Source organism: Streptomyces pseudovenezuelae, assembly GCF_029892565.1.
Classification (GTDB): domain Bacteria; phylum Actinomycetota; class Actinomycetes; order Streptomycetales; family Streptomycetaceae; genus Streptomyces; species Streptomyces pseudovenezuelae_A.
This window is the reverse complement of the sequence record NZ_JARXVH010000005.1, coordinates 285,644-300,742: the sequence shown is the minus strand read 5'-3', so window position 1 is coordinate 300,742 and position 15,099 is coordinate 285,644. Positions and strand designations below refer to the sequence as shown.

Annotated in this window: 14 protein-coding genes and 1 pseudogene; 10 read left to right on the top strand and 5 right to left on the bottom strand. The window is 69.1% G+C overall.

All coding sequences use genetic code 11. From position 1 onward, the window contains the following. Positions 1–325: 325 nt before the first annotated feature. Both M2283_RS17835 and M2283_RS17830 read right to left on the bottom strand, forming a co-directional pair. Positions 326–1,315, bottom strand: a pseudogene (locus M2283_RS17835) (amidohydrolase); the annotation flags it as partial. A gap of 40 nt (positions 1,316–1,355) precedes the next feature. After that, positions 1,356–1,880: a nuclear transport factor 2 family protein gene (locus M2283_RS17830; RefSeq protein ID WP_280877242.1), complete on the bottom strand. Its 525-nt coding sequence runs from the start codon at positions 1,878–1,880 to the stop codon at positions 1,356–1,358. Between the two features lie 211 nt (positions 1,881–2,091). Here M2283_RS17830 and M2283_RS17825 point away from each other — a divergent pair, with 211 nt between their 5' ends. The 3 genes from M2283_RS17825 to M2283_RS17815 are packed head-to-tail and all read left to right on the top strand — an operon-like array spanning position 2,092 to position 5,766. Further along, a complete protein-coding gene (locus M2283_RS17825) occupies positions 2,092–3,438 on the top strand; it encodes a M20/M25/M40 family metallo-hydrolase (RefSeq protein WP_280877636.1) in 1,347 nt (448 codons plus the stop codon). Further along, on the top strand, positions 3,435–4,985 hold the full coding sequence (locus M2283_RS17820) for a YfcC family protein (protein WP_280877241.1): 1,551 nt from the start codon (positions 3,435–3,437) through the stop codon (positions 4,983–4,985). Before M2283_RS17825 ends, M2283_RS17820 begins: the two co-directional genes overlap by 4 nt. 49 nt (positions 4,986–5,034) lie before the next feature. Next, a complete protein-coding gene (locus M2283_RS17815) occupies positions 5,035–5,766 on the top strand; it encodes a uracil-DNA glycosylase (protein WP_280877240.1) in 732 nt (243 codons plus the stop codon). On the opposite strand, the gene M2283_RS17810 is transcribed toward M2283_RS17815, so the two are convergent. Continuing rightward, a complete protein-coding gene (locus M2283_RS17810; protein WP_280877239.1) occupies positions 5,763–6,425 on the bottom strand; it encodes a hypothetical protein in 663 nt (220 codons plus the stop codon). The two genes, M2283_RS17815 and M2283_RS17810, sit on opposite strands and share 4 nt — an antisense overlap. Before the next feature lie 93 nt (positions 6,426–6,518). Continuing rightward, positions 6,519–7,178 carry a GntR family transcriptional regulator gene (locus M2283_RS17805; RefSeq protein ID WP_432423101.1) on the bottom strand — a complete coding sequence of 220 codons (660 nt, stop codon included), beginning with the start codon at positions 7,176–7,178 and terminating at the stop codon, positions 6,519–6,521. Positions 7,179–7,372: 194 nt separating this feature from the next. Here M2283_RS17805 and M2283_RS17800 point away from each other — a divergent pair, with 194 nt between their 5' ends. The 4 genes from M2283_RS17800 to M2283_RS17785 all read left to right on the top strand — a co-directional run bounded on the left by M2283_RS17800 (position 7,373) and on the right by M2283_RS17785 (position 11,941). Further along, complete coding sequence (locus tag M2283_RS17800; protein WP_280877237.1) at positions 7,373–8,839, top strand: NCS1 family nucleobase:cation symporter-1; 1,467 nt, start codon at positions 7,373–7,375, stop codon at positions 8,837–8,839. A gap of 5 nt (positions 8,840–8,844) precedes the next feature. Further along, a complete protein-coding gene (locus M2283_RS17795) occupies positions 8,845–9,558 on the top strand; it encodes an aspartate/glutamate racemase family protein (RefSeq protein ID WP_280877236.1) in 714 nt (237 codons plus the stop codon). A gap of 120 nt (positions 9,559–9,678) precedes the next feature. Next, positions 9,679–10,758, top strand: coding sequence for an MBL fold metallo-hydrolase (locus M2283_RS17790; protein WP_280877235.1), 1,080 nt, complete (start codon positions 9,679–9,681; stop codon positions 10,756–10,758). A gap of 226 nt (positions 10,759–10,984) precedes the next feature. Continuing rightward, on the top strand, positions 10,985–11,941 hold the full coding sequence (locus M2283_RS17785) for a glycoside hydrolase family 6 protein (RefSeq protein ID WP_280877234.1): 957 nt from the start codon (positions 10,985–10,987) through the stop codon (positions 11,939–11,941). Positions 11,942–11,971: 30 nt separating this feature from the next. Here M2283_RS17785 and M2283_RS17780 read toward each other — a convergent pair whose 3' ends face one another. Continuing rightward, complete coding sequence (locus M2283_RS17780; protein WP_280877233.1) at positions 11,972–12,436, bottom strand: GNAT family N-acetyltransferase; 465 nt, start codon at positions 12,434–12,436, stop codon at positions 11,972–11,974. A gap of 410 nt (positions 12,437–12,846) precedes the next feature. Here M2283_RS17780 and M2283_RS17775 point away from each other — a divergent pair, with 410 nt between their 5' ends. From M2283_RS17775 to M2283_RS17765, 3 genes are all read left to right on the top strand, one after another. Further along, positions 12,847–13,194: a hypothetical protein gene (locus M2283_RS17775; protein WP_280877232.1), complete on the top strand. Its 348-nt coding sequence runs from the start codon at positions 12,847–12,849 to the stop codon at positions 13,192–13,194. 143 nt (positions 13,195–13,337) lie between these two features. Further along, positions 13,338–14,138: a nucleotidyltransferase domain-containing protein gene (locus tag M2283_RS17770; RefSeq protein WP_280877231.1), complete on the top strand. Its 801-nt coding sequence runs from the start codon at positions 13,338–13,340 to the stop codon at positions 14,136–14,138. A 48-nt stretch (positions 14,139–14,186) separates the two neighbouring features. Further along, positions 14,187–14,918, top strand: coding sequence for a hypothetical protein (locus tag M2283_RS17765; protein WP_280877230.1), 732 nt, complete (start codon positions 14,187–14,189; stop codon positions 14,916–14,918). Positions 14,919–15,099: the final 181 nt, after the last annotated feature.

Sequence of the window (15,099 nt, the reverse complement as noted above, 5' to 3'; positions counted from 1 at the left end):
TCCCGGGCGGGTAGGCCGCCGACAGCAGCACGGCGGTGGGCGTCTGCCAGCTGATGTCCGCCGTGTCGGTGGCCAGACCGCCCGTGTACGCGGCGGCCGGTGGCGTCAGCGGGGTCAGCGCGGTCGGCATGCCCACCTCCTCGCGGCCGAGCGACTTCTGCACGGCCTTCGCCAACGCGTGGTCCGCGTCGGTGAATTGCGGAGCGCCTATCTGCTTCATGTTGTCGTTGAGCAGCTCGGCGCCGGCCTTGTTCGCCAGCAGATTCCAGGTCGCCGAGTGGAACTTGTGCACCAGGCGGGTCTGGCTGGCCGACGCGGCGGACTTCGCGCACTCCACGATCTTGTCGCAGAGGACGCGGGCGCGTTGCGGACTGCCCTCCCGGACGAAGAACCAGATGGAGCACATGTAGGGGGTCACGTTCGGTGCCCCACCGCCGTTGATGATCGCGTAGTGGAAGCGGCCGGAGGGGGCGACGTTCTTCTCCCGCAGGTACTCGCACATCGTCGCCATCAGCAGGGCGCCGTCGAGACCGCTCTTGTTGCCGAGCGGGGTGCCACCGTGGCCGGACGCGCCGAGGAAGGTGAACGTCGCCGAGATCAGCGCGCTGGTGGTGTTCCAGAACGGCACGGTGATGTTGAAGGGGTGCCAGTCCAGGAAGGCGTCGAGACCGACGTACACACCGGCCTTGACCGCGAACGCCTTGCCGACCAGCTGCTCCTCGCCCGCGCTGCCGAACAGCTTCACCGTGGCCTTGAGGCCGTGGACGCGGATGGCGCGGGCCACCGCGATGGTGGCAGCGGTGCCGCCGGCGCCCAGGGCGTTGTGGGCGTCGCCGTGGCCGGGGCCGTACGTCCGGCCGTAGGCGTCGTAGTTGTAGACGAGCGGGTCGTGGGTCGAGACGCCCTGCTTCTGCGACAGCCCCGGCAGCGCGTCGTACTCGGCGTTGAAGCCGAGGACCGGCCCGTCGTCGCCGTACGTCGCGACGAAGGCGGTCGGGAAGCCGGCGGATCCCCACTCGATGTCGAAGCCCTCGGCCTCCAGCACCTTCGCCGTGGCGAGGGAGGACTTCCACTCCCGCAGGGACAGCTCCGCGTGCGACCAGATGTCGTCGCTCAGCTTCGTGATCGTGCCCTCGTGGGCGCTGATCCAGCCGAGTGCGGTCTGCTTCGCCTCGGTGCTCCTGGCGAGCCCCGCGGGAAGCGTGTATCCGGTGGGGGAGACGCCCGTCCTCTCGTCGTATCCGAGGGTCGCGGCGAGCACCTGGTCGGCCTGAAGAATGGCGGCTGTCGTTGCTGTTGCACTCAGCCCGAACATTTTCAGCAGGCGCCTGCGGCCCAGGTCAGCATCAGTCATGTCAGCCGACCGTTTCGAATTCGGACTGGGCGAGGTCGAAGTAATCCACCCAGGAAGTGAAATACAGGAAGTCGGGGGTCAGCTGGAATACGCCGACAATGGGCAGATCGACATCGTGATCGGAGTTCGTGTAGCGGAAGGAGTCGATCCGCGTCGCAATGACCGTATTCTGCCAAGAAACAGCGCTCTGGACGGTGAGGGTCGTGTACTGGAGGACCTGGATCTGCCCGGCGAGGGCTTCCTGTATCGCCTCGCGCCCCGAACAGACGCCGGGTATGGGGATGTTCCGGTAGGTGGCGTCCTCGGTGAAGAAGGCGCCCAGTTCGGCGGCGTCGAGGCGGGACCACGCGGTGCAGAACCTCTGGACCAGGTCGGTAGCCGGACCGGGTTCTATCGTGCCGTCCGTGGTCTGCGAGCCTAACCCCGTCGCCGAGACGGGCGGTGCGGCGGCTGTGGTCGCGACGGCGGCGAGTGAAACGCCCCCGGCGGTCCGGAAGAACCGCCTTCTGGTGGAAGAAGTATCCATGCCATGTATATATCGACCCCGCGTAATTGATCCATGAAATCGGCAACCGCTCCCGGTCAAAGGTGCAGGACCTCTGCCCGAATGGGCGTCCGCTCTCCGTGCCCCCCTGCCCGCACCCCCTTGGCCCACCCCGGGTGCACGCCACCCCCGGCCCGCCGAGGCTGTAGCTGCAGAGCGCCAGGGCAGAGTGAGGGGATCCGACGTGGTGGACATGGCAGCCAAGGTCGACGGGCTGATGGACGGGCTGCGGGCCGATCTGGAACGGCTGGCCGCCATCCCCTCCGTCGCGTTCCCGGGCTTCCCGGCCGAGCCCGTGCAGGCGGCGCACGACCTGCTGGTCGGGCTGTTGCGACAGGCAGGCGTGGCCCGCATCGAGCGCATCGACCTGCCCGACACCGCCCCGGTCGTCTACGCCGAGATCCCGCCGCCGACCCCGGACGCCCCGACCGTCCTCCTCTACTCCCACTACGACGTCCAGCCGCCCGGCGACGAGCGGCTCTGGCTCTCCCCGCCCTTCGAACCCACCCCCGTCGAGGGCGGCCTGCGGGCGCGCGGCATCGCCGACGACAAGTCGAACGTCATCGCGCACCTCGGGATGCTGCGCGCGTACGAGGGCCGGCCGCCGGTCGGCGTGAAGATCGTCTTCGAGGGCCAGGAGGAGTACGGCAGCGCCTTCGACGCCTATCCGGCCGACAACCCGGAGCGGTTCGTCTGCGACGCGATGGTCATCGCCGACCTCGGCAACCTCCGCCCCGGTACACCCACCCTGACGACCGGACTGCGCGGCGCCGCCGAGGTGACCGTCGAGGTCCGCACCCTCCAAGAGCCGCGCCACAGCGGGGAGTTCGGCGGTGCCGCCCCCGACGCGCTGCTCGTCCTGCTCAAGGCCCTCGGCACCCTGCACGACCTCCACGGCGACGTGGCCGTGTCGGGACTGCGACGCGAGGAGTGGACCGGGACGACGTACACCGAGGACGAGTTCCGCGAGCTCGCCGGCGTCCGCGACGGCGTACCCCTCCTCGGCAGCGGAACCCTCGGCGAGCGGCTGTGGAGCGGTCCCGCGATCACCGTCATCGGCCTGGACGCGCCGAGCGTCGACCACGCGGCCTCGGCGGTGGTGCCGTACGCCCGCGCCAAACTCAACCTCCGCTTCCACCCCCGGCAGGACCCGCGCGAGGCCCAGTCCCGCCTGGTCGACCACCTGCGCTCGCTGCGCCCCTTCGGCATCCCGCTCACCGTCACCCCCGGCGACACCGGCCCCGGCTACGAGGCCTCGACCGGCGGCCCCGCCTACCGTGCCGCACTCGCCGCGCTGGAGGAGGCCTGGGGCGCGGATGCCTCGTACGTGGCCACCGGCGGTTCGATCCCGCTGGTCAACGGGCTCGCGCAGGCCGCCCCGGACGCCGAGGTGCTGCTCTTCGGCGCGCAGGACAGCATGTGCAATCTGCACGCCCCGAACGAACGGGTGCTGTTCTCGGAGCTGCGCAACACGGTCGTGGCGATGTGCGGATTCGTCGAGCGGTACGCGGCGGACTTCCGGCGGGAGAGCGCCGTATGACCGCCGACGACGGCCGTACGACCACCGATACGGGCACTCAACAGCCGGACCAGAAGGGGAAGTTGAGCTTTCCGTCCGCGCTCACCATCCTCGCGATCGTCACCGTCGCCGTCTGGCTGCTCGCCTTCCTGATCCCGTCCGGGCAGTACGACCGCAACGACTCCGGCGCCCCCATCCAGGGCACCTACCACCGCGTCGACTCGGGCCAGAGCTTCGTCGACCGCCTCAACGACCTGTTCCTGTCGCCCGTCAACGGCCTCTACGGCATCCAGGACGAGAAGTCCGGCCAGGTCGGACCCGATCTGGCCGGCGAACTCTACGGCAGCGCGGGCGTGTTCCTGTTCGTGCTCGCCATCGGGGCGTTCATCACGGTGGTGTTCGCGACCGGCGCCCTGGACCGGGGCATCGCCCGGCTCGCCCACCGGCTGCGTGAGCGTGGGGCGTTGCTCATCGCCGGAATCATGGTGGTCTTCTCGGTGCTCGGCACCGTCGAGGGCTTCGCCGAGGAGACCCTCGGTTTCTACGGGCTGATCGTGCCGCTGATGCTCGCCCTCGGCTACGACCGGATGGTGGCCGTCGGCACGATCATCCTCGGCGCCGGGATCGGGGTGCTGTGCTCGACGGTGAACCCCTTCGCGACCGGCGTCGCCTCCTCGGCGGCCGACATCTCCCTCGGTGACGGCATCGTGCTGCGGTTCGTGATGTGGGTGGTGCTGACGGCGGTGACGATCGCGTACGTCATCCGGTACGCGCGGCGCGTGCAGAAGGACCCGGCGCGGTCGGTGACCGGGTTCCTGCCCGGGGACCGGGACCAGGCGCAGGAGGCCGCGGGCGAGGCGGCGGGGGAGGCGCCCGCGCTGACCGGCCTGCACAAGGCGGTCCTGGTCACCATGACCCTGGTCTTCGCCTTCATGATCTTCTCGGTGGTGCCCTGGTCGAGCGCGCTCACCGGCGACGCGGACGCGACCCCGTACGGCTGGGAACTGGACTGGTCCTTCCCGCAGTTGGCCGCCCTCTTCCTGTGCGCGGCCGTGCTGATCGGGCTCGTGGCACGGATGCGGGAGCAGCAGCTCAGCTCGACGATCATCCAGGGTGCGGCGGACTTCATCTCACCCGCGCTCGTCATCGTGCTGGCCCGGGGCGTGACCGTCATCATGAACAACTCGAAGATCACGGACACCGTGCTGCACTCCATCGAGGGCGTCGTGAAGGGCACGTCGGCCGGCGTCTTCGCGATCCTCGTCTTCGTCGTCAACCTCCCGCTGGCCTTCCTGATCCCCTCCACCTCCGGCCACGCCACCCTCGCCATGCCGATCCTCGCCCCCCTCGCCGACTTCGCCGGCGTCTCCCGCGCGCTCGTCGTCACCGCCTGGCAGGCGGCCAGCGGCTGGATGAACCTCTGGGTGCCGACGACGGCGGTGACGATCGGCGGCGTGGCCCTGGCGAAGGTCGGCTACGACCGCTATCTACGGTTCGTCTGGCCCCTGCTGGCCCTCCTGTTCCTGCTGATCTGCGGATTCGTGGCGCTCGGAGCGGCCTGGACATAGTCGTACGGCGGTGACCCGGACGTGGTGGACACAGTCGTACGGTGGTGACGTGGACGCCCTCGCCGAACTCGACCAGCGCATCTCGGACTGCCGTGCCTGCCCCCGACTGGTCGACTGGCGTGAGGAGGTGGCCCGCGTCAAGCGCGCCGCCTTCGCCGACTGGACGTACTGGGGCCGGCCGGTGCCGGGCTTCGGTCCACCGGACGCCCGGCTGCTGATCATCGGTCTCGCCCCGGCCGCGCACGGCGGCAACCGCACCGGCCGTATGTTCACGGGCGACCGGTCCGGGGACGTGCTCTACCAGGCCCTGTACGACGTGGGGTTGGCGTCCCAGCCGACGGCCGTCTCGGTGGACGACGGCCTCGAACTGCACGGCGTCCGCATCACGTCCCCCGTGCACTGCGCGCCACCCGAGAACAAGCCCACGCCGGGTGAGCGGGATGCCTGCCGGCCTTGGCTGGTGGAAGAACTCCGGTTGCTGCGACCGACGTTGCGGGCGGTGGTCGTGCTCGGTGCCTTCGGTTGGCAGGCGGCGCTGCCGGCGTTCGCGGCGGCGGGGTGGACGGTCCCGCGACCTCGGCCGGTCTTCGGGCACGGCACGCGCGTGCGGCTCGATGGGGCTGACGGGGTCGACGGCCTTGATGGGATCGACCTGTTCGGCTGCTTCCATGTCAGCCAACGCAACACGTTCACGGGGAAGTTGACGCCGGAGATGCTGCGGGATGTGCTGCGGACGGCGGGGGAGGCGGCGGGGCTGACCGTGCGAGGCGAGGCGGTCTAGAGGGTGATCTTCTTCAGCTGGGCCTTGATGACCGTCTCCGGTACGACGGCCGCCTTCTTGCCCCCTGGGCGCGAGGGGTTGTTGAACGTCCGGAACATGGCGACCGTCGCCCCCTGTCGAACGGCGACCACCGCATAGGGGACCCGCACGTCGTCGCCCGACACCAGCTGTGTCATGCCCAGGGACACCGACTCGTCGCCGTAGCCGGTGTCCGGGTGCACCTCGACCTCCTCGTAGGCGAGGTCCGCGGTGACGTCCTTGACGGCCTCGCACCGCTCGGCGGCCGTCCGCAACGCGTCCATCACCCGCACGGCGTCCGCGGCGCTGTGGGACGAGAGGATCACCTGCGCCCCGCTGCCCTGCTTCTTCGGGAAGACGGTCCGCCCGACGCGCGCCGTGGCCGCGTAGCCGCTGCTGCCGCCGACCGCCTGCATGACGGGAGCACACGTGTCGGGATCGGCCTTCTTGCGGGACGCGTACGTGGCGGTCAGCGTCGGCTGAACCTCGTAGCCGGCGAGATCGGTGCCCGTGACCGCGGCCTGTTCCAGCTCTGCCTTGCTCAGGGTTCTGGCCCCCGGACCCGACGTGTTCTTCGCTTTGGGGCGTGCGGGCTCGTCGTCCGCTCCGGTGCCGCACGCGGCGAGCGCCGAGACCGTCATGAGTATGGCAATTGATGCGGAGAGGCTGAGCCGGGATCGGCGCGCCATGGTGTCCCCCAGTTGGTGATGTGCGTAAGGCAGTTGGTCGGTGGATCAGTCGTGCGCCTCAGTGTCCCCGAACAGATGCCGCACCGTGGAACGGTAGTTGGCCTGCACGTGCTCCAGGGCGTGGGCACGAGCCCGGTCCGGGTCGCCGGAGGCGATCGCCTCGTACAACTCCCGGTGTTCCGTGAGGAGTTGGGGCCACTCCTCGTTCTGGCGGGTGAGCCAGCGCAGGCGGCCGTCGACCGGTTCCATGACCGAGATCAGGAGGCTGTTGCCGGCGAGGGCGAGGATGCGGTCGTGGAAGCGGGTGTTGACGTCCGTGATCGTCTCGCCGTCGCCCGCCTCCGTCGCCGTGGCCGCCTGGGTGAGCAGCTCGCGCAGCTCCGCCAGCGCCTCGGGCGTCGCCCGCTGTGCGGCAAGCCCCGCCGCGTAGACCTCCAACGCCTCGCGCAGCTCGAAGAGTTCCTTGACGTCGGTGGGTGTCAGCCGGCGTACGACCGTGCGGCGTGCGGACTCGAAGAGGACGAAGCCCTCGGCGACCAGGGCCCGGATCGCCTCTCGGACCGGCACCCGGGAGACCCCGAACCGCTCGGCCAGCTCCCGTTCGACCAGCCGGTCGCCGGCCCGCAGCCGGCCCGCGATGATGTCCTGCCGCAGCGTGGCCAGGACCCGCTCGCGCACCGCACCGAGGGGTTCGATCTTCGTCATGGCGCCCATGGGCCCATCTTCGCCGACGCGCGGGTGTTCTTACGGGCGGGGGCGAGGGGGCTTTTACGGAGACGTAACGGGACGGACATCGGTCGAGACGCTTGACGGCGGGACCATGTCGGCAGTTTGGTATACCAAACGACCCGGTAGGTAATCCTCCTCCGTCCCCCAGCCCCGTCGCTCATGGAGGCCCCGTGTCCCTCGCCGACCGCGCCGAAGCCACCGGCGCCCCAGCGTTCGTCCCCGACCCCCGGCTCACCAACGAAGACCTCGCCCCCGCAGGCAAGCGGAACTGGAAGGTCTTCGACCTCTTCGCCATGTGGATGTCCGACGTCCACAACCTCGGCAACTACACCTTCGCCGCCGGCCTGCTGGTCCTCGGCATGAACGTCTGGCAGGTCTTCACCTCCCTCCTCGTCGGCTTCGTGCTCATCTACGTCGGCATGAACTGGATGGGCAAGATCGGGCAGGCCCACGGCGTCCCGTTCCCGGTCGTCAGCCGCATCAGCTTCGGCGTCTGGGGCGCCAACATCCCGGCCCTCATCCGGGCCGTGATCGCCATCATGTGGTACGGCATCCAGACCTACCTGGCCTCCGTCGCCGTGAACGTGATGCTGCTGGCCGCCTGGCCGGGCCTGGAATCCTGGACTCACCACTCCTTCCTGGGACTTGACGCCCTCGGCTGGGTCTCCTTCGTGTCGCTGTGGCTGATCCAGGCGGTGATCATCAGTCAGGGCATGGAATCTGTACGGAAGTTCCAGGACTTCTGCGGTCCCGCGATCTGGCTGGTGATGATCGCGCTGGCCATCTGGGTGCTGGCCAAGGCCGGTTGGAGCATCTCGCTCACGTCCACCCCGCACCCGGTCTCGCTCGGCGAGCAGTGGCGGCAGTGGTTCGGCGCGATCGGGCTGATCCTCGCGACGTACGGCACGCTGATGCTCAACTTCTGCGACTTCTCCCGCTTCGCGCCGGACTACAAGACCGTGCGTCGCGGCAACTTCTGGGGCCTGCCCATCAACTCCACGGCGTTCGTGGTCGTTTCGGTGATCGTCACGGCCGGCTCGCTGGAGGTCTGGGGCCAGGCCATCACCGACCCGGCGGAGTTGGTCGCCAAGGTCGGCAACACCTGGGTGATGGTGCTGGGCGCGCTGACCTTCGCCATCGCCACCATGGGCGTCAACATCGTCGCCAACTTCGTCTCGCCGGCGTACGACCTGGCCAACGTCTGGCCGCAGAAGATCACCTTCAGGATCGGCGGCATGATCAGCACGGTGGCCGCGCTGGTCGTGACCCCGTGGAACCTCTTCTCCAACCCGACCGTCGTCAACTACTTCCTCGGCGGCCTCGGTGCCTTCCTGGGCCCGCTGTTCGGCGTGATCATGGTCGACTACTACTGGGTGAAGCGCGGCAGGGTCGATGTGCAGGAGCTGTTCGACGCGACCCCCGGTTCCCGCTACTACTACCGGGGCGGCGTCAACCCCAAGGCCCTCGCGGCGTTCCTGCCCTCGGCGGCGGTCGCGGCGGTGCTGGCGCTGGTCAAGACGTTCAGCGACGTGGCGCCGTACTCCTGGTTCATCGGCACGGCGCTGGGGGCGGGCCTGTACCTTCTGATCTGCCGCAGCGAGCGCAGCGCCGAACCGTCCGTCGAGGTGGGGGTCTGAGCGGAGTGCGGATCGTCGTCACCAACTGCAACACCACGCAGGAGATGACCGAGGAGATCGTACGAGGTGCCCGGGCCGCCGCAGGCCCGGGCACCTCCGTGACCGGCCTGACCCCCACCTGGGGCCCGGAGTCGGCGGAGGGCTGGCTCGACAGCTACCTCTCGGCGGCGGCCGTCATGGACCTGCTGCGAACATACGAGGGCCCCGCCTACGACGCCGTCGTGCTGGCCGGCTTCGGAGAGCACGGCCGGGAAGGCGTACGGGAGTTGGTGGACGTCCCCGTCGTCGACATCACGGAGGCCGCGGCCCACCTGGCGTGCCTGCTGGGCCGGCGCTACGGAGTAGTCACCACCCTGGAACGCTCCTGCGGACAGATCGAGGACAGCCTGGAGCTGGCCGGCGTGGGCCGCAACTGCGCGGCCGTCGTCGGTACGGGGCTCGGCGTCCTGGACCTGGGCGACGCGGGGCGTACGGAGGCGGCGTTCGTGGCGGCGGCGGAGCGGGCGCGGGCGGCGGGGGCGGAGGTGCTGGTGCTGGGGTGCGCCGGAATGACGGGGCTGCAACGGGTGGTTGGGGAGAAGCTGGGCCTGCCGGTGGTGGACGGGGTGGGGGCTGCGGTCAAACTCGCTGAGTCGCTGGTGGAGTTGGGGTTGAGTACGAGTAGGGCGGGGGGTTATGCACGGCCGTTGGTCAAGCGGCGGGTTTGGGGTCGGGGTTGAGGGCGGGACGGTGGGAGGGGCCGGCCGGCGGGGTGACGGTGGTGGGGGTTGACCGGCGCGGGCGATGTGGTGGGGGCCGACCCGAGGGGGACGTAACCGCGTGCGGTCAGAATGTGTGGCATGAACCTTCCTGACGGACTCATTCCGGTTGCCGACGGGCTCCATCTCTGGGCGCCGCAGCATGTCGGCACCTGGGGCTTCGCGAACTGTCTGCTCATCACCTCGGGAGGGCACGCGGCGCTGGTCGACACCCCCTACGACCGGCCGATGACGGAGGCGCTGATCGCGGCGGCGGGCCGGGAGTTGGCCTCCGGCGTCACCGTGAGGACGATCGTCAACACCCACGTCAACGGCGACCACACCTTCGGCAACGGCTGCTTCCCCGGCGCCGAGATCATCGCCACCCGGGCCAGCGCGGAGCACCTGTGCCGCGAACCGTCACCCCAGCAGATGCACTTCCTCACCCACGGGACACCGCCCGACGAGCCCCTCGGCTGGTACGCGCGCGAGCACTTCGGGCGGTACCGGTACGAGGACGTGGAGACCGTCCCGCCCACCACCACCTTCTCCGGCCGGTACGACCTCCAAGTGGGCGACATCGAGGCCGAGTTGATCGAGGTGGGGCCAGCGCACTCGGCCGGTGACCTCATCGTCCACTTCCCCGCCCAGCGAGTCGTCTGCTCCGGGGACGTACTGTTCGCCGATGACCACCCCGTGCACTGGGACGGCCCGTTGTCCGCGATCGTGGCCGCCTGCGAGACGGTCCTCGCCCTCGACCCCGAGGTCGTCATCCCCGGCCACGGCCCGCTGATGACCCCGCAGGACGTCCGGGCGTACGTCGACTACCTCCGCGAACTCGAAGCGCTGGTCCACGCCCACCACGCGGCCGGCGTTCCCGCCCTTGATGCCGCCGCCGACATCCTCGCCACCGGCTTCCACGACCACCTCGGCCTGCCCGAACGCGTCGTCATTCTCACCGCCGTCGAATACCGCCACCTCGACGGCGACACCGCCGAACCGAACCTCGTCCAGTTGTCGGCCCATGCGGCGGCCTGGGCGTATCGGCATCGCGGGCCGGGAAGCGGGAGTGCTGCGCAGGCTGTGCGGGGTGAGCAGGTGGCGCGGGCTGAGCAGGCTGGTCGGGCCGTTGTGCCGGCACCGGCGTCGGTCGGTGAGGCGCGAGAGGGCGCCCTGGACTGACCGTTCTCCTGGGCGGCGGCGACCGACTTCGACCGCCGACGGGGTGATCTTCCGACGACCTGCCCGGTGGTGCGCCGGGCCGTACGGAGCCGTACCCGCAGACTCCCGTCAGGACGAGCGAGTCGTGCCGGGGACGGAGAAGCCAGTGTTCAGGAACCTGCCCTCTGGACGGTCGGGATCTCGGTCGGGATCGAGGTCGGGGTCGGGATCGGAGTCCGCGCCGCGCATGCTGCTGGCGGTGCTGTTGGCCGGCCTGTGCTGCACGGGCGCCTCCCGCAGTGCTGCGGAGCCGTCGCTGGACCTGTGGACCGACCCCGACTCCCGCGCCGCGAGCCAGTCCGCCGAGTGGAGGAGTGAGGGCCGGACGGCCGACGCCACCCTCATGGACCGTATCGCCGATCGCCCCCAGGCCGAGTGGCTGAACGGCCCGAACCCCGGCCCGATCGTCCGTGCCCGCACCACCGCAGCCGCGCACGCCGGACGCCTAGCCGTGCTGGTGGCGTACTACATCCCGAACCGCGACTGCGGCCTGTACTCGGTCGGCGGTGCCCCCACGGCGGCCAACTACCGTGCCTGGGTGGACCAGTTCGCGGCGGGGCTTGGTGACCGGGGCGCGTACGTGATCGTCGAACCGGACGCCGTGGCCCAGGTGGTGGCGGGCTGCACCCGGGTGGCGGCGACCGAGCGGTACGCGCTGCTCGCCTACGCCGTCGACCGCTTCGAGCGGCAGCCGCACACCCACGTCTACCTCGACGCGGGCAACTCCGCCTGGATCCCGGAGGCTTGGCGCCTGGTCGCCGCGCTGAAGTCGGCGGGCGTGGCCAGGGCCGACGGCGTGTCGCTCAACGTCTCCAACTTCCAGACGAACGCGGCGAGTTCGACGTACGGCGACCGACTGTCGAAGGACCTCGGCGGCAAGCACTACGTCATCGACACCAGCCGCAACGGCAACGGCCCGAACCCCGGCGCCACCGGCACGGCCGCCTGGTGCAACCCCCCGGGCCGCGCCCTGGGCACCCCACCCACGATCCGCACGGGCAACGCCCTCCTGGACGCCTACCTGTGGATCAAACGCCCCGGCGAGTCCGACGGCACCTGCCGGGGCGGCCCGGCGGCGGGCCAGTGGTGGCCGACGTACGCACTGGAGCTGGCGCGCAACGCGGCGACGGGGACGGCCAGTTGAGCCACGCGGATACCGCCCGGAACTCGGTGCCTACGGCCGCCACACGTACCGCACATCCGGCTCCAACTCCTCGTTCCCGCTCCCGTCCGTGTACTCGACGGCGACGAAGCCGTGACGCTCGTAGAAGCGGTGGGCGGGCTTGTTGACCTGGAAGGTCCACAACGTCAGCCCCTGCGGACTGCACTCCTTGGCCAGCCCGACGAACAGGTCACCGATCCCGCGCCCACGCCAGTCGGGTTCGAGATACAGCTGGGAGAGCTCGTCCCCCTTGACCACCATCACCCCGACGACCGCACCCCCGGCATCCGCGACCCACGTCTCCCGCAACGGCACCACCACGTCCCGGAAGTACTCCCGCACGTCATCGGCGGACCGCGGACTCACAACGGTCGGCAGTGCGGCGGCGAAGGAACGGAGCCAGACGTCGGCGGCGGGGCGGGCGTCGGGGGCGGTGGCTCGACGGAGCACCACTTCGGATTCCGAGCTGCTGCTCATGCGGGCACCCTATTTGGCTGACGCTCGTGCCTCATCCCATTTGTACGACGACGAGGTGAGCCCACCTCGTCGCCGCGGGCCCGGCCATCGGAGATGTCATCGCACCTCGACCCAACGGCTCTGAGCGGCGCCTGAAGTCGACTGCGCGTTGCTGGAGTTCAACCACGCCTGATCCAGTCGAACCCGCAGGAACCGGCGGTGCCGGTGGCTTCGGTGCTCATGGCGGCCCTTCCGGGACCTGTTGTCGGGTACCCTGCCCGGAATTGTCGCCTGTGTCTATCGGATTCTGAGGGTGATCGGCGACGGCAACGACCGGCTCCGCGACTACCGGAATTCAGGGCAGGTCAGTCTGCCCGGCTACCTCATCGACTGAAGATCCGGGCAAGTCAATGAGTCTCACGCTTGCAGAGTTGGACAGACACGACTGGGACGCGATCCCGCGCGGATGCGGTCGGACTGCCAGGCATCTGGCCGACGGCACGAACTCGGGTCAGGAGAAAGAAATTCTGCGCCTGTTCCTCCTCCTCGGCTTCGTCGCAGGCGAAGTGGACGGCGACTCCGTCGAGGACAGTCTCCAAGCGCGCTGTCTGGTGACTGTGCGGGATGGGCTGTGGCTCGTCTGCCGAGCGCTGGTCGATGCCCCCGGCCCCGAGGCGAGGGGGTACGCAGATGACATCTTGGGACATCGTCGAGAGGGATCCGGCGAGGCTCCGGTCGTGTTGAGCCTCAGCAGAGGGGCAGAGGTGCTCACCGGGTGACTTTCACGACCGTCCCCGGATTCCCGTCACGGAACGCCGAGCATTGAGTCGTCGCCGTACGGACTCTCGACCCGCCAGCCATCATCGAGTGCTCATTGATAACGCGTGGCACTGACAGTCGGGTGAGAGGCAGGCTGGCTGTCATGGTTGAGGCGAACGCTGAGATGAACAGAGACGACCGGGCATTCCTCGGCACCGTCGCCGACCGTCTGGCCTCCCTCCCCACCGTCCGTGCCGTAGCCCTCGGTGGCTCCCGCGCCCAGGGCACGCACCGCCCCGACAGTGACTGGGACCTCGCCGTCTACTACCGCGGCTCCTTCGATCCGGAGGATCTCCGTGCTGTCGGGTGGGAGGGCGAGGTCTCTGAAGTCGGTGGTTGGGGAGGTGGGGTCTTCAATGGCGGGGCCTGGCTCACGATCGACGGGCGGCGCGTCGATGTGCACTATCGCGATCTTGATGTCGTCGAGCATGAGTTGGCGGAGGCGGAGGAGGGGCGGTTTCGGATTGAGGCGTTGTTGTTTCATCTTGCGGGGATTCCGAGCTATCTGATCGTCGCCGAGTTGGCGATCAATCGGGTGTTGAGGGGCCGACTGCCTCGGCCGGCCCAGTACCCGGCGAAGCTGCGTGTGTCCGCTGCCGAGCGCTGGCTCGGTACCGCTCGCTTCACCCTCGCCTATGCCAAGGCCAATCACGTTCCGAACGGTCGGCTCACCGAGGTTGCTGGGGCTGTTGCTACGGCTGCCATGCAGGCCGGGCACGGTGTGTTGGCGGCGCGGGGGGAGTGGGTGACCAATGAGAAGCGGTTGTTGGAGCGGGCCGGGTTGCGGGGGGTTGATGCGGTGCTCGGTGGGTTGGGGGCGGAGCCGGAGGTGTTGGGGCGTGCGGTTGCCGATGTCGAGGCGCTCTTCGATGCCGTTGCCGATTCGTCCGCCGCCGCCGGCTGACGGAAAACCCTTCGAATTGAGGGAGTTGCCGCTGCTAGCTTCTTTTCCGTGGCGAAACTCAATCAGATCATCGCGGTGGAGAAGGGCATCAAGTCCAAGGCCCACCAGGACCTCACGGCTGCCCAGCACGGGCTGCAGAAGCCGGCGTTGCTGGCAGGTATCTCGCGGACGTATCAGCCCAAGGACGAGGAGGGTGAGCAGTTGCCGCCCGAGTCGACTCGGGTGCAGGTGCAGGCCGAAGGGGTGTTGCGGGAGACCGCGGTGACGCTGACGCGGCTGTTCGATGTGACCGCCACCAAGGACTGGGCCAACTGCGAGGCGCGGGCGGATGTGACGGTGGACGGGCGGGTGGTCGTCGCCGATGTGCCTGTGTCGTATCTGCTCTTTCTGGAGAAGCAGCTCGTCGAACTCAATGCCTTTGTGCGGAGGTTGCCTGTTCTGGATGCCTCGGAGTTCTGGGTTCAGGATCCGTCCACCGATGCGTGGAAGACGGAGGCCGTACGGACTCTGCGGACCAAGAAGGTTCCGCGTAATCATGTGAAGGCCGAGGCCACCGAGAAGCATCCCGCCCAGGTCGATGTCTACTACGAGGACATTCCCGTCGGTTACTGGACGACTGTGAAGTTCTCCGGTGCGCTGCCCGCCCGCCGCGTCAACGAACTCCTCGACCGGGTCGAGAAGTTGCAGCAGGCGGTGAAGTTCGCGCGGGAGGAGGCGAACGGGGTCGACGTCACCGATCAGCGGGTCGGGGATGCCGTGTTCGGCTATCTCTTCCAGTAGGCCGCCGGCATTCGACTCAGTACTATGTGAGACTCCTCGGTCCTCGTGACCGGGGTGCGCGAAGAGCGCAAAGCTGATGCTGAAGCTTGTCGTGATGAATCAATCTCAGACTCTCGCTCCAGACTCAGTATTCGCCGTCCATCGCCGGATCGACCGGGCCCAGGCCCCACGGCGTCGAAAT

Coding starts and splice junctions, on each gene's coding strand:
- M2283_RS17830 (WP_280877242.1), bottom strand. CDS start 1,880: ATGGATACTTCTTCCACCAGAAGGCGGTTCTTCCGGACCGCCGGGGGC.
- M2283_RS17825 (WP_280877636.1), top strand. CDS start 2,092: ATGGCAGCCAAGGTCGACGGGCTGATGGACGGGCTGCGGGCCGATCTG.
- M2283_RS17820 (WP_280877241.1), top strand. CDS start 3,435: ATGACCGCCGACGACGGCCGTACGACCACCGATACGGGCACTCAACAG.
- M2283_RS17810 (WP_280877239.1), bottom strand. CDS start 6,425: ATGACGGTCTCGGCGCTCGCCGCGTGCGGCACCGGAGCGGACGACGAG.
- M2283_RS17805 (WP_432423101.1), bottom strand. CDS start 7,178: ATGACGAAGATCGAACCCCTCGGTGCGGTGCGCGAGCGGGTCCTGGCC.
- M2283_RS17790 (WP_280877235.1), top strand. CDS start 9,679: ATGAACCTTCCTGACGGACTCATTCCGGTTGCCGACGGGCTCCATCTC.
- M2283_RS17785 (WP_280877234.1), top strand. CDS start 10,985: ATGCTGCTGGCGGTGCTGTTGGCCGGCCTGTGCTGCACGGGCGCCTCC.
- M2283_RS17780 (WP_280877233.1), bottom strand. CDS start 12,436: ATGAGCAGCAGCTCGGAATCCGAAGTGGTGCTCCGTCGAGCCACCGCC.
- M2283_RS17770 (WP_280877231.1), top strand. CDS start 13,338: ATGGTTGAGGCGAACGCTGAGATGAACAGAGACGACCGGGCATTCCTC.